This window comes from Escherichia sp. MOD1-EC6021 (assembly GCF_002965245.1).
Taxonomy (GTDB): domain Bacteria; phylum Pseudomonadota; class Gammaproteobacteria; order Enterobacterales; family Enterobacteriaceae; genus Escherichia; species Escherichia coli_F.
Genome location: NZ_PTRU01000001.1, coordinates 65,085 through 79,215, shown reverse-complemented (window position 1 = coordinate 79,215; position 14,131 = coordinate 65,085). Strand labels below are relative to the sequence as shown.

Below are 14,131 nucleotides of genomic sequence, written 5' to 3'. Positions count from 1 at the left end.
CTGTAGGAAAATTAGAAATGAGAGATGTAAATGAAAAAGAAATCATCACTTAGCGAGGAGGACCAGGCGCTGTTCCGCCAGTTGATGGCGGGGACCCGCCAGATAAAGCAGGACACCATCGTCCATCGGCCGCTGCGTAAAAAAATTAGCGAAGTACCGGTCAAGCGGTTAATTCAGGAACAGGCCGATGCCAGCCATTATTTCTCCGATGAGTTTCAACCGTTATTGAATACCGAAGGTCCGGTGAAATATGTCCGTCCGGATGTCAGCCACTTTGAAGCGAAGAAACTGCGCCGCGGCGATTATTCGCCGGAGTTGTTTTTAGATTTACACGGTTTGACGCAGTTGCAAGCTAAGCAGGAACTTGGGGCTCTGATTGCCGCCTGCCGTCGTGAACATGTGTTTTGCGCCTGCGTGATGCATGGTCATGGTAAGCATATTTTGAAGCAGCAAACGCCGCTGTGGCTGGCGCAACATCCCCATGTGATGGCGTTTCACCAGGCACCGAAAGAGTACGGCGGTGATGCAGCTTTATTAGTGTTGATTGAAGTGGAAGAGTGGTTGCCGCCTGAGTTGCCCTGACATCATTATCAACATGTACTTTCACCGACCAGCTAACTGGTCGGTGAAATAATGCTACAACATATTCAATACATACTGAAAGCGACACGTGGAGTCTATTGCCTGCCTGTTACTGGTATCAACACGCACTAACATATCGTGCAGTTGCCGGTCGGTAATAGGGTGCTGTGTTGGCGCGACTGTTACTCTGGCGTCATCGCACCCTTCAGCCGTAAACGTGATTTGCTGACTGACAAAGCGGCAATACGCACCGCGCTCATCTATTTTACTGCCATCACAAAGCTGACCATCTTTCATCAGGTAGGTAGATAAGTTTTTTTCAATAACTGAACCTGTCGATTGCAGATTCAAAAGTTGACTGTGTTCAACCCGGCTGTCACTCCAGGAGATATCATAGTTTGTTAATGGCTCACCCGGACACGTTGTTGTATAGCTTGTCGGCCCCCTATAGTATTCCACCTTATGTGAAAGAACTAAATTTACAGAACTGTTGGCCGTAAAACCCACCAACCACGGACACGTCTCTGCCGAGCCATCAACTTCTATGGTTAGGTTTAAATATGAGCAACTCCAGTCAACATTTGGATCAATGTTGAGAACCCCTGGGCACTTATAGGCATCAGTATAAGTACCCGAACGGGCCGTGATTTTGGGTGCGGGCACGTTTCCGGGTCCGGTCCATGACCTATTCGGGATAGCCTCAAAAGCAACACCCGCAGGTCTATCCTGATAATACTCCCCATGATAAACCCCATTGGTCGTCAACAAATCAAGATAGAAGTATAACTTTGCGGTAGCCGTAACAGTTCCGTAATAGATTATCACGTTATTGTAGGTTGTCCCCAGTTTCGCCAGGGCTCCCTGGCTAAAGCACAGCGCCAGCATGACGTAAAACAGAAATCGTAATTTTTTCATATTATATATACTCGAAGGTCGCCGTCAGGTTGGCGGTAAAATCGCCCATCGTCACTTCCCGACCGCTTTTCGCCTGTAACCAGGCCCTGAAATTAATGTCATTACTGCCATCGCTAAGCGTGAATTTCGCCCCGGTTGGGTCGTTAATCGCCACCCGTACACCGTCCGTCGTTTCCATCCCAATCCCGACGCCCTGTGCGGTTGATGTGGTATCCAGCGCCAGGAAACCAGGCTGTTCACTGTCTTCCGTACCGGTAAGAGTCACCTGGACCTGATAACTCGCAGGCCCCTTACAATCTTTCAGCTTAAACACCACCGGAACGTGCGCAGACTCCCCCGCAGCCATAAGATCCCGACGACTGATAGTCGGAAAATGGACTTCGGCCAGATTTCCGCTCTCAACCACCAGCGTACAAGAGCGGCTAATTAAATTGCCGTAAAAATGCAGGTTGTTGTCCACGGCCAGGGCATGCGTGCTGCCGATCAACAGCAGGCCCGCTAACAGCCCATAGCCGAGCGAATAAATACGTTCTGTCTTCATTGATAATCCACCCGCAATGTTGCATAGGCTGAAAACGTGGTATCACTCAGCACCGCATCGGCTGACTTCACTGGCACGGCTTCCAGCTTCGGCTTTTGGGTAAAATCGGTGGCGTTAATAGTAAGCGGAGTATTCAGCTTAAAAGGCTGACCATCGTGCTGAAGTTCAATACCAAAGCCGGGAACGTCTGTTTCGATAGCCGAGTCATTGTAGGCGGTCTGCGTACCCGTCCAGGTGAGTGTCATATTCCACTCGGGATCGCGCGTGTCAGAGTCACAGCTCAGGCCATATACCACTTCCTTGCGGCCATAGTCTCCGTTGATACTGTCGATGATGAGATCGCGAAATTCCACTTCGAGGGTCTTTCCATCGCTGATAGCACAGGCAGGCGGTGCCACCAGCGTACCGTGGAAGGTGATGTCATCGTCAGCCGCCAGCGCAACGCCACCGCAGGTGCAGAGTAAAAGTAACAAGCGTTTTTTCATTGGTAATCCACCACCATCGTCATACTGGCGTTAAATTCCGCTGGCGTAAGCTGCACTCCGCTCTGTTTTACCGGCACCGCTGTGAGGTTGGGCAACTGGTTAACATTAAAATCAGACCAGTTACCTTCACCCACTCTGAACAGAGAGTTATCGGCACCATTTTCAATGCGAATGCCCAGGCCGGGTATTTCGGTCGCAATAACAGTTTCCCCGTTAATCACGGTAGTGGTGCCTTTAAGCTGCATCCGCAGATCATCAACACCTGAAGCCCTGCTACTACAGTTCAGGGTATAAAGCGGCTGCGTGGTGCGGTAATTCGTGCCATTGATTTTGCTAATGTAGACTTCGCCAAATTGCACATTGCTCCCCTTAACGGAACAGGGCGGTGGCCCATCCACCAGAACGCGCAACGTCAATAACACCGGTTTACTTTCCGCTGCCACGGCAAGATTCCCCATCAGCCAGCCGCTCAGGAGAAAAATGCCCGTTCCCACCAGAAACGTGTATTTCATAAGACTCTCCCGGCATCAGCCTTTGCGGCTTTGCTCTGCATCCACCTGGCAATTATTGCCAGTGCATTTAAAGTTCAGCGACATTCGCGCGCCGTAGTCGTTGACGTAAGTCAGCACCGGCACAGTGTCCATCTTCACATTCAACGGTGCGGACGATTTCGGCGGCATGACCAGCGGCGTAAACCCAGCCGCCGGATTACCATTTTTCTGTGTGCTGGCATTGCTGATAATCACGTAATAGGGCGTGGGGTTATTGACGGTGAACGCCTGACCATTGCGGGTTAACGTCACCTTGTGCTGCCACGGGTCTCTCATGTTAATTTTTGCCAGTGCCTTGGGTCGCCAGAACAATTTGATACGCGTTTGCAGGGCAATTTGCAGCGTATTAGGTTTGTTCGATTTTGGCGGGATTTCACGCACGTTAAAGTAGAACATGCTCTCACGATCGGCCGGTAACTTGTTGATATCCGGCATTCCCTGGACTTTTACCTGACCATTCATCATCGCATCAATACGCTGTACCGGCGGCAGTACCGTAAGTGGCGAACTGATTTTGTTACCCTTTTCGTCCTCCATCCAGCTTTGTGCCAGGTAGGGCTGCTTCGGGTCGTTATTGCGCAACGTGACGCTAATAGATTTGTCGCCTTCATTGAAGACCAGGCGTGTACGGTCGGGCGTCACCGATGCGTGGGTGGTAAAACTGGCGGCCGCCACCAGCAGCGCCAACGCAGGGGCAGCGCGTGTTGCAGAGCGAGTCAATGTATACATGGATCAATCCTTAATCACGTTATTGGTTTGCTGAAATAGCCATGGGTTCCGCGCCAGGTGTGACCTGCTGCGTTTGTTCCTGAATCATCGGTTTAATCTCTGCCGGAGCCGCAGGCAACACAGCGCCTTGTTGCTTGCACGGCAGTAACAGGCCATTGAACAGGTCGGCAGGTAGCGGGTCTGGCAGAGAAATCTCACAGTGGGGTTCGCCATTCCATGAGACACGCATGTGTTCGCCCGCTTTTACCCCGGCCAGATAGACGTTGCCGTCATCATCAACCAGGCCGACCTGCTGGTCATGTTCGTTTTTCACTTCCGCACCAAATGGCGGATAACTGCCATCACTCATGCGCAGGACAGCCATCGCCTTTTGCCCACTGATGACCGCAAATTGACGGTAGCCAATGGCGCCTTCGGTAAGCGTCGCCTGCACGACAGACTGCGTGGCTTCGGCGTTTTCTGGCAGTCTGGTGAGGTCAATCGTGGCCTGGTTACGGTAGTAGTTATTGACGTCGGCAACGACGGCTTTGCCAAACATATTGGTGTACACCGCGGCACCATTTCCTTCGACCGGTACGTCCGCGACACCGTCAGCGTCAATCAGCAGTCGCGTACCGCCCATATTTTGAGTACGGTGCAACGCGCCACCGTGAGCCGTGAGCGTGGCGCCGCCCTGTAGCGACAACCCGGCAGAGGTGTACTGCCCTTCATGGTAGTTGGCACTGAGGTCCACATGGGCCATTGAACCGTCACGGCTGTAATAACCATCCACGCTGGAGTGATTTTCACTGTTGCCCACGTTTATCTGATAATGACTGGCGTCATCGATACGGCTGAAATACCCTACCTGGCTGCTGTCTGAACCGCTACCGTAGTTGCCGTTGTAACTCACAACGCTGCTATCGCCCCACGGCATACTTAAGGAGATGTAGACGCCTTTGTCAGCGCTATCGTCATACTCGTAGCGATAACCGGTCAGAGAGATACTCATGTTCCGAATGCCGCCCATATTGAAATAGTGGGAGAGCATTACGTTGTAGTTGGTCTGTTCCTCACGATCCCAATAGGTGTGGCGCGTATAGTTCAGGTAAACAGAAACACCGGCATCCCTGAAGTTCTGGTTATAGGTGGCGGTGTACATCTCTTTATCATTGCCAGAGCGAACCATTGCGCTGTCATTTGCGTCCAGATACTCGCTCATGGTCATATAGTTCTCTTCCGAGAAGCGGTATCCGGCGAAGGTGACGCGGCTGTTGAGTTCATCAAAGTCTTTGGAGTAACTGACTCTGAAAGAGTTACCGTCGAGCGTGCTTTTTCCGTAAGCGGTCGAATCGTCAAGTCGGGTATGCGAGTGGGTGATATCAAAGGCCATCGCACCGAAAACGGAAAGATCGCGACCAATCCCAAGCGCGGCTGACTGGTAATTTTCATCGCCAAGCGCCCCGCCATACAGTGACCAGCCGTTTGCTATCCCCCAGGACGCTTCGCCACCGGAAAAGAACCCGCCTTGCACATGGTGCCCCCACTCCTGTGGTCGCCCCATCATAATTTTGTAGCGCACCTGGCCCGGGCGAGTCAGGAACGGCATGGAGGCAGTGCTGATGTCATACTCCTGCACCTGACCGTTCACCTCTTCAATGCGCACATGCAGCGTACCAGAGCTAAAATCGGCGAGATCCTGGATACGGAATGGCCCGGCTGGCACCTGGGTTTCATAGATTACGCGCCCGGCCTGGCTAACGGTGACTTTCGCCGCCGTATGGGCCACGCCGGAAATATCCGGGGCATAGCCGCGCAGGTTCGGCGGCAGCATTTGATCGTCAGTACTGATACTACCGCCGATGTAGTTAAAGCCATCGAAAATATCGGAATCGAGGTAATCTTCACCGAGTGCCAGTTTGGCTTTCAGGCTCGGTAACGCGCGCCAGGCATAGTAACGGCTCCAGTCCCAGTTTCTTTCGGTGCTGTCTTCCGTCTCTTCATCATTACTGCGGGTATGCTGATAATCGCTCTGCCAGTCGGCTCGCAAGCGCCACGGCCCGAGGTTAACGCCAACCGTACCGTTGCCGCTGATATCGTTGCTGTCATCACCGCCATTTTCTTCGTGTCGGGTTTGGGCGTTGATGCTGTAATCGGCAATTAAACCTGAGATGCCATCATCCCAGCGCGAGGGAGGGTCCCAGTCGACATCGCTGTATTCAAGATAAGCCTGCGGCAAGCTGATAAGGAGTGCGGACTGGCTTAAATCAGCGCGCATTTCCAGACCGTCAAATTGGCCTGGCTTGAGGCATTTACCGTCGTGAACCCATTGCAAATTTTTCGCAATGTCTTCTTTGAAACCAAGCAGTGCCACCAGGTCTGGCGACAGGCAGGCGTAAGTCTTATTGGCATCATTTTCTGTTGCATACCAGTAAATATCATATTCACCGGGTAATGGCTGTTTATTCACCTCAACCTGTAAACTGTATTTACCCGGTTCAACATAACCCTGGCTTGAAAATCGCTTCAAATCGATTTTCGTGTCGCCTTTTAATTCCAGAAAACGGGAATCAAACTGAATATCTTCATCAGCCCAGGCATTGATATGGCATCCAGAGATGGCCACGGCAACGCACCAGGGAAGCGCCCGTAAGCGGAAAAGGGAATGGTCAGGCATACACGTATTCATCCGTGATTATTATAATAAGTCCAAAAACTCGCCAAAATCCCCCATAGCGAGATGCTATGGGGGTGAATTACCTTAGAGATAGGTAATCTGGAAAGTGGTATTCGCTTCAAAACCACCCAGGTCAGGCGTACCCGTCGCACCGACTAACCAGGCTTTGAAGTTCAGAGTCTGTTTAGGTTTGCCTTTATTGGTTGCTGAGTCATTTACGATCGCCTGTTTAATGCCAGCACCGCTTTTATAGGAAGTACCTTGCTTATCACCAATCGCCAGGCTTACATTGTTAAACGCAGCACCTGTATCGGTATTAAAAATGGTGTAGTAATTCTCGTTTCCCGTAGAAACGTTACCGGTGAACGTCGTTTCCATGTTCGTTTGGGTATCAAATACGCAGTCCTGCAAACGAATCTGAAAATCTTTCGGCGTGGTGGTCCCGTTGTTTTTCAGTACTTCGGCACCGATGTTACCTAAATCCACTTCCAGTTTGTGATCGTCTGGAACGATAGAGCACGGGGAGTCTTCAATGGTGCCGTAGAAACGTGCAGTACCGTTGTTGCCTGCAGCAAATGCTGACGCGGAGACAACTGCGCCCATCACCATTGCGGCAGCAATGGCTGTTTTGGCAAACTTACTCATTATTTGTCCTTAAATCATTAAAATGTATAATACAAGCAACTGACATAATATTATTGTATATATTATGTCTGACGCTTTTAGTTAACCATTGAACATCATATGTCCCAAATAATCATAGAATGTAAACAGATATTCTCTGGTGTGTCGTTATGTTGGTCTTATCTTTAAAAATAATCAATGTAGTAATACTTAAAGACTTTATGTAGATTTAATTAATCAATACACAACCAGAATATCTCTCTCGATTTTCAATATAAATACATGCGCGCCATCAAAAAAAAGAAAAATTTCATAACTGATATGAATGAATTGGATATAAAAACCACTAAAAGAATTTATAATGATTTTGCATTTATTTATTGCTAAGATTCATTCTTGATTAAATTAATTAATTTATATTCAAGATACAAAACCATTATTCCACTGTGTTATTACAATATTCAATAACAAGAAAGATAATAAAATTCGTGATATGTAAAATATATTCACAATTAGGACAGAAAAAATTTGCCCGGTATACACGTACGCAACCGGGCATATGAGCTTTTAAATTGCTTTTGCCATCTTCAGATTACACGGGCTCATCTGCCAGTTGAATTGGCCGTTTCCACTTTCATCAAGTGTTACGCTGGCAATCGCTGAAGTGGTAAACATAGGCGGCGTTTCGCCCGGACATAACTCGGCAACCAGATACCCGACTAATGGTAAGTGGGAGATAACCAGTACCGATTCGACACCTTCGTTGGTCAGTGCCTGGAGATACGCACTGACCAGACCAACATCGCCACAGGGCGTTAGCTCAGGCAGAACTTCTACGCTGGAAGGCAGGTCCATACAATCCGCCACTTCTTCCAGTGTTTGCTCGGCTCGCAGGAACGGGCTCACCAGAACACGTTCGATTTCCACTTTTTGACCTTTCAGCCAGTTCGCCATCAGGCGAGATTCGTCACAACCATTAGTGGTCAGAGGACGAACCGAATCACTGGCGGCATCGAGGGCTGCGTCGCCGTGACGCATGATAAAAACTTGCATATTGCACCGCTTTTGTTAACCAGATTCGCCCGTCGTGTTTCATCTGAAACCAGAGAAACACGACGGTGGCCGGCATTGTGCCTTATCCATTCACCGAATGAAACGCTGTTTTTTACCTCAATGGCGTAAGTATAGTCAATATGCGTTTACATTTTAACCAACACTCCGCCATTCAGCGCGGATTCATATAACTTTGACCTTCTTATTGCAGGTCAGTTGCAGTTGTTTTCCAAAAACTTTCCCCACGCTCGCTCATCTCAACTAAACGATCGCAAGGGGTAAAACGAGAACCGTACCGCGCGGTCAGACGTTGCATTATTGCAACCACTTCTGCCGCACCGAGAGCGTCGATATAGCGAAATGGGCCACCGAGAAACGGCGGAAACCCAATTCCAAATACCGCGCCGATATCCCCGTCACGCACGCTACGGATAACCTGCTCGTCCAGACAACGTACAGCTTCATTCAGCATCATCATCACACACCGTTCAGCAACCTGCGGTGCGGAGAGTCGCCCCTGCCCTTGCGCGCCAATCAGCGGATAAATAGCAGGATCGACCTGTTTTTTGCTTTTACGCCCTTTCTGACCATAAAGATAGAAACCCCGACCATTTTTTCTGCCTTTGCGATCGTCATTCAAAATTGAAGAAACAACATTTGCAGGCGCGCTAAAACGTTCTCCATAAGCGGCTTCCAGTACAGGAATAATTTTAGTCCCGGTGTCGATTCCTACCTCATCCAAAAGTTGGATTGGTCCCACCGGAAAACCAAACTTGACCAGTGCGGCATCGATATGCTCAACCCGTTCACCTTCAGTCAACATGCGGATAGCTTCATTGATGTAAGGCGCTAAAATGCGATTGACATAAAACCCGGCTTTGTCACGCACAACAATTGGTGTTTTTCCCTGTTTTTTCGCCAGTTTTACCGTTGTAGCGATGGTTTGCGCCGAGGTCCCCGTATGAGGAATGATCTCCACCAGCGGCATTTTTTCTACCGGGCTGAAGAAATGAAGACCGATAACCAGCTCCGGTCGCGAGGCGTGAGCGGCAATATCACTAATTGGTAAAGATGACGTATTCGAAGCGAAGATGGTATGAGTGGCGCAATTTTCCTCTACTTCCGCCACCATCTTTTGTTTTAATTCGAGATTTTCAAACACCGCTTCAATAATTAAGTCACGATGGGCAAAGCCGCGATAATCCGTTGTTCCCGAAATTAATGCCAGCTGTTTGTCACGTTCGCTGGCTTTGAGATGTCGGCGGCGCACTTTGCCCTCCAACTGATCCCAGCTGTACTTCAATGCATGATTTATGCCCTGCGGGTTGATATCTTTAATTCTGACCGGCAAGCCCGCTTTACAAGCAGTAACATAAGCAATACCGCCCCCCATCAAGCCACCACCTAAAATCCCTACGCTATTTAACGGCGCGGGCGGCGCATCACTGCCCGGATCTTTCTTCACTTCGGTACTGGCAAAAAAGATACTACGCAGAGCCTGCGATTGTGGTGTCATCGCCAGTTCACCAAAGGCACGGGCTTCCGCGTCATAGCCGCTGCTGGTGCCTTGCGCTAATCCGGTTTCGATGACTTCAAGAATGCGTTTTGTCGCCGGATAGTTCCCCTGAGTTTTCTGCTCTGTTTTCTTGCCGACCATTTTGAACAACAGTGCACGACCTAGCGGCCCCGCCAGAATGCGCTCGCGTACAGGTAGCGGGCGGGAAGATAGTCGATCATGCTTTGCCAACTCAACGGCGGATTCCAGTAAAATAGAGTGCGGAACGACATCATCCACCAGCCCCAGTTTTAAAGCCTGCTTTGCCCGTAGTTGCTTGCCTGTGAGGATCATCTCTAATGCTGTGCTGACACCTATCAGGCGCGGCAAACGCTGAGTACCGCCTGAACCTGGCAATAATCCAAGCTGAACTTCCGGCAAGCCAAGCACCGTTTTAGGATCGTCACTGCAGACGCGGCCATGACACGCCAGTGCCAGTTCCAGCCCGCCCCCCAGGCAAGCGCCATGAATAGCCGCGATAACCGGAACAGGCAGAGCATGAATCTCCGCCATTAACTGTTGCCCCTGCCGCGCCAGCTCTTCCGCTTCTTGCGCCGTTTTGCAGTTGCCGATCATGTTGATGTCTGCTCCGGCGATAAAGTTGTCCGGTTTCGCTGAGATAAATACAACTCCACGTAATTCTTTGTTTTCGCGAAGTTGCTTAATAATGGTGCGCACCTGCGAGGCAAACTCCGCCTTCAGGGTATTCATTTTCTCACCGGGAACGTCGATGGTGATGACTGCAATGTTGTCCAGACGAACATTAAGAGTAAAAGCTGATGCCATTTCCATTATTCCGCCTCCAGAACCATTGCCGCGCCAAGCCCACCCGCAGCACAGGCGGTCACTAAACCAAATCCACCACCGCGACGGCGAAGCTCATGCAATGTCTGGGTAATCATCCGCGCTCCAGTCGCTGCGAAGGGATGCCCGTACGCAATGGAACCACCAAGCACGTTAAATTTACTATCGTCCACTTCACCAGTAGCATGGGAACGCCCCAGTACGTCGCGCGCAAAACGTTCGCTGCCAAGCAACTGAATATTAGCCAGCGTCTGGGCGGCAAAGGCTTCGTGCATGTCAATCAATGTCAGATCGGCCATCGTCAATCCAGCGCGTTCCAGCGCCAGCGGCGTTGACCAGGCCGGGCCGAGCAACATGTCCTGCCAGACATCAATAGCGGTAAATGCGTAGCTACGCAGATATCCCAGCGGCACCAGGCCCAATTCTTTCGCCCGCGATTCAGTCATCAGGATCACCGCCGCTGCGCCATCGGTCAGCGGTGTACTGTTTGCTGCCGTTACCGTCCCGTGTTTGCGATCAAACGCCGGACGCAGCTTTGCGTAATCAGCAAGCGTGGAATTGCCGCGAATATTGTTGTCTTCCGCGAGCGGTTGTTTATAAGGAGGAACGTAGGCGGTCATTACCTCTTCTTTGAGTTTACCTTCTGACCATGCCTGAGCAGCACGCTGATGTGAACGGTGCGCCAGCGCATCTTGCTGTTCGCGAGTAATACCGTAGGTTTTCGCCATTTGTTCGGCGGTGTCGCCCATCCGCAAGCCTGTGGAATACTCCGCCACCGCAGGCGGTACGGGCATTAAGTCACGCAAACGCAGGCGAGAAAAAAGTTTCAGTCGTTGGCTCATCGTGCGGGCTTTGTTGACATCCACCAACACGCGCGCCAGTTTTTTACTAACACCAATGGGCAATACGGAAGAGGAATCTGCCCCGCCGGCAATCCCCGCACGAATAGTTCCCGCCATCAGGCTTTCGGCGACGTTTGCAACCGCCTGAAAACTGGTAGCACAAGCGCGGCTGACGCTGTAAGCATCGGTATGGACATTCATTCCGGTGCCAAGAACAATTTCACGCGCAATGTTGGGGGCTTCAGGCATTTGTACGACCTGACCAAAAACCAGTTGTTCAATCACTTCGGCGGGGATCTCGCTGCGTGCCAGCAATTCGCCTACGACCATCTTCCCCAAATCAACAGCGGGAATGCCATGAAAAGCCGTCGCCTGACGGGCAAAAGGCGTACGTAAGCCGCTAACAATGGCGATACGATCGCCCTGGCGGGTAATCAGCGGTAAAACCTGACCCATAACACTCCCCTGTAAAAAAATAAATAAAGTGGTCTGACCTGATCATAGTCTTAACCATTTTTTTACATTTAGCCAAGTGGAGAAAAGGGAAAGTGGGAGCTATGACACAGAGAGAAAAGAGGAAGAGAAAATAAAAACGCCCCCGCCAGGAACTGACAGGGGCGTATATACCCGAGAGGAATTAACGCAGACCCAGCTGGAAGATCAACATTTCAGCTTCGCAGGCAAAAGTGAAATCGATATCCAGGCGCACACCGTCAGACTCTTCAGTGAAAGTCGGGGTGATTTTGCAAGGTTCGGATTCAACGCTACGGGCTTTTTCAGTCAGCGCCGCCAGCGTTTGTTCTGCTTCTGCGCGGTTTGCAAACACGCGGCTGTAAGACGCGGTGCAGTCGGAGTTGTCCATAATGGTGCCAACATCCATACAGCAGCAAACCGGGGTTTCATCAGCACTACATTTACTCATCGTTGATTTCCTCTGTATGTGCACCTAAGGTGCCAGATAAACGTTGGGGATATTTTACGCTTCCGGAAAGTGCTGCTCCAGTTGTTAATTCTGCAAAATCGGATAAGTGACCGAAATCACACTTAAAAATGATCTAAAACAAAATTCACCCGAATCCATGAGTGCGCCACCTCCAAATTTTGCCAGCTGGATCGCGTTTCTTAGATCATATTTGAAAAAATATAGAAACATACTTGCAACATTCCATCTGGTCCGACCTATACTCTCGCCACTGGTCTGATTTCTAAGATGTACCTCAGACCCTACACTTCGCGCTCCTGTTACAGTACGTAACATAGTTTGTATAAAAATAAATCATTGAGGTTATGGTCATGAGCCAGAAAACCCTGTTTACAAAGTCTGCTATCGCAGTCGCAGTGGCACTTATCTCCACCCAGGCCTGGTCGGCAGGCTTTCAGTTAAACGAATTTTCTTCCTCTGGCCTGGGCCGGGCTTATTCAGGGGAAGGCGCTATTGCCGATGATGCAGGTAACGTCAGCCGTAACCCCGCGTTGATTACCATGTTTGACCGCCCGACATTTTCTGCGGGTGCGGTTTATATAGATCCGGACGTAAATATCAGCGGAACGTCTCCGTCTGGTCGTAGCCTGAAAGCCGATAATATCGCGCCTACGGCATGGGTTCCGAACATGCACTTTGTTGCGCCGATTAACGACCAATTTGGTTGGGGCGCTTCTATTACCTCTAACTATGGCCTGGCAACAGAGTTTAACGATACTTATGCAGGCGGCTCTGTCGGGGGTACAACCGACCTTGAAACCATGAACCTGAACTTAAGCGGTGCATATCGCTTAAATAATGCATGGAGCTTTGGTCTCGGTTTCAACGCCGTCTACGCTCGCGCGAAAATTGAACGTTTTGCAGGCGATCTGGGGCAACTGGTGGCTGGTCAGATTAAGCAATCTCCTGCTTGGCAGACTCCTCAGGGGCAAGCATTAGCAGCTACCGCCAACGGCATCGACAGTAATACCAAAATCGCTCACCTGAACGGTAACCAGTGGGGCTTTGGCTGGAACGCCGGGATCCTGTACGAACTGGATAAAAACAACCGCTACGCATTGACCTACCGCTCTGAAGTGAAAATTGACTTCAAGGGTAACTACAGCAGCGATCTTAACCCGGCTTTTAATAACTACGGTTTGCCAATTCCTACCGCGACAGGTGGCGCAACGCAGTCGGGTTATCTGACGCTGAACCTGCCTGAAATGTGGGAAGTGTCGGGTTATAACCGTGTTGATCCGCAGTGGGCAATTCACTATAGCCTGGCTTACACCAGCTGGAGTCAGTTCCAGCAACTGAAAGCGACCTCAACGAGTGGCGACACGCTGTTCCAGAAACATGAAGGCTTTAAAGATGCTTACCGCATCGCGTTGGGTACCACTTATTACTACGATGATAACTGGACCTTCCGTACCGGTATCGCCTTCGATGACAGCCCAGTTCCGGCACAGAATCGTTCTATCTCCATTCCGGACCAGGACCGTTTCTGGCTGAGTGCAGGTACGACTTACGCATTTAATAAAGATGCTTCAGTCGACGTTGGTGTTTCTTATATGCACGGCCAGAGCGTGAAAATTAACGAAGGGCCATATCAGTTCGAGTCTGAAGGTAAAGCCTGGCTGTTCGGTACGAACTTTAACTACGCGTTCTGATAACGCGTTAGCTTAGTTAAAGTCACCTGCTATGCAGGTGACTTTAACTCCCTCTCTTCACCGAAAGTAGTTTCCTCATTGCTTGCCTCCTGAGATAAGACAATTTTGCAAACAGCCTGATGGCAGCTTGCCCTTGCAAATCTGTAAGCGTTATCCACAG

13 protein-coding genes are annotated in these 14,131 nt (G+C 50.2%); 2 read left to right on the top strand and 11 right to left on the bottom strand.

The genetic code is table 11. The features are described 5' to 3' along the window. The first annotated feature begins 30 nt into the window (after positions 1–30). Entirely contained in the window at positions 31–582 is a 552-nt protein-coding gene (gene smrB, locus BEB54_RS00495) for an endonuclease SmrB (protein WP_000730533.1), read from the top strand. Between the two features lie 54 nt (positions 583–636). Here the strand turns inward: smrB and BEB54_RS00490 are convergent, their stop codons facing one another. The 11 genes from BEB54_RS00490 to BEB54_RS00440 form a co-directional block, all read right to left on the bottom strand. Continuing rightward, positions 637–1,497, bottom strand: a complete 861-nt coding sequence (locus tag BEB54_RS00490) for a StfH/YfcO family fimbrial adhesin (RefSeq protein WP_105277548.1) — start codon at positions 1,495–1,497, stop codon at positions 637–639. A gap of 1 nt (position 1,498) precedes the next feature. Continuing rightward, a complete protein-coding gene (locus BEB54_RS00485) occupies positions 1,499–2,038 on the bottom strand; it encodes a fimbrial protein (protein WP_032184720.1) in 540 nt (179 codons plus the stop codon). Beyond that, positions 2,035–2,523 carry a fimbrial protein gene (locus tag BEB54_RS00480; RefSeq protein ID WP_032184722.1) on the bottom strand — a complete coding sequence of 163 codons (489 nt, stop codon included), beginning with the start codon at positions 2,521–2,523 and terminating at the stop codon, positions 2,035–2,037. Before BEB54_RS00480 ends, BEB54_RS00485 begins: the two co-directional genes overlap by 4 nt. Next, positions 2,520–3,035, bottom strand: coding sequence for a fimbrial protein (locus BEB54_RS00475; protein ID WP_000877915.1), 516 nt, complete (start codon positions 3,033–3,035; stop codon positions 2,520–2,522). Before BEB54_RS00475 ends, BEB54_RS00480 begins: the two co-directional genes overlap by 4 nt. A 15-nt stretch (positions 3,036–3,050) precedes the next feature. After that, positions 3,051–3,803: a fimbria/pilus periplasmic chaperone gene (locus BEB54_RS00470; RefSeq protein WP_032184723.1), complete on the bottom strand. Its 753-nt coding sequence runs from the start codon at positions 3,801–3,803 to the stop codon at positions 3,051–3,053. A 19-nt stretch (positions 3,804–3,822) separates the two neighbouring features. Further along, on the bottom strand, positions 3,823–6,459 hold the full coding sequence (locus BEB54_RS00465; RefSeq protein WP_105277550.1) for a fimbrial biogenesis outer membrane usher protein: 2,637 nt from the start codon (positions 6,457–6,459) through the stop codon (positions 3,823–3,825). 84 nt (positions 6,460–6,543) lie between these two features. Continuing rightward, positions 6,544–7,104 carry a fimbrial protein gene (locus BEB54_RS00460; protein ID WP_032184725.1) on the bottom strand — a complete coding sequence of 187 codons (561 nt, stop codon included), beginning with the start codon at positions 7,102–7,104 and terminating at the stop codon, positions 6,544–6,546. Positions 7,105–7,650: 546 nt separating this feature from the next. Beyond that, positions 7,651–8,136, bottom strand: a complete 486-nt coding sequence (gene sixA / locus BEB54_RS00455; RefSeq protein WP_001195813.1) for a phosphohistidine phosphatase SixA — start codon at positions 8,134–8,136, stop codon at positions 7,651–7,653. Between the two features lie 202 nt (positions 8,137–8,338). Further along, positions 8,339–10,483: a fatty acid oxidation complex subunit alpha FadJ gene (gene fadJ, locus BEB54_RS00450; protein WP_105277551.1), complete on the bottom strand. Its 2,145-nt coding sequence runs from the start codon at positions 10,481–10,483 to the stop codon at positions 8,339–8,341. After that, entirely contained in the window at positions 10,483–11,793 is a 1,311-nt protein-coding gene (gene fadI, locus BEB54_RS00445) for an acetyl-CoA C-acyltransferase FadI (protein WP_032303470.1), read from the bottom strand. Before fadI ends, fadJ begins: the two co-directional genes overlap by 1 nt. Before the next feature lie 181 nt (positions 11,794–11,974). Next, entirely contained in the window at positions 11,975–12,259 is a 285-nt protein-coding gene (locus tag BEB54_RS00440) for a YfcZ/YiiS family protein (RefSeq protein ID WP_001296261.1), read from the bottom strand. A gap of 371 nt (positions 12,260–12,630) precedes the next feature. Between BEB54_RS00440 and fadL the strand changes: the two genes are divergently transcribed. After that, on the top strand, positions 12,631–13,971 hold the full coding sequence (fadL, locus tag BEB54_RS00430; protein ID WP_004017164.1) for a long-chain fatty acid transporter FadL: 1,341 nt from the start codon (positions 12,631–12,633) through the stop codon (positions 13,969–13,971). The last annotated feature ends 160 nt before the right edge of the window (positions 13,972–14,131 follow it).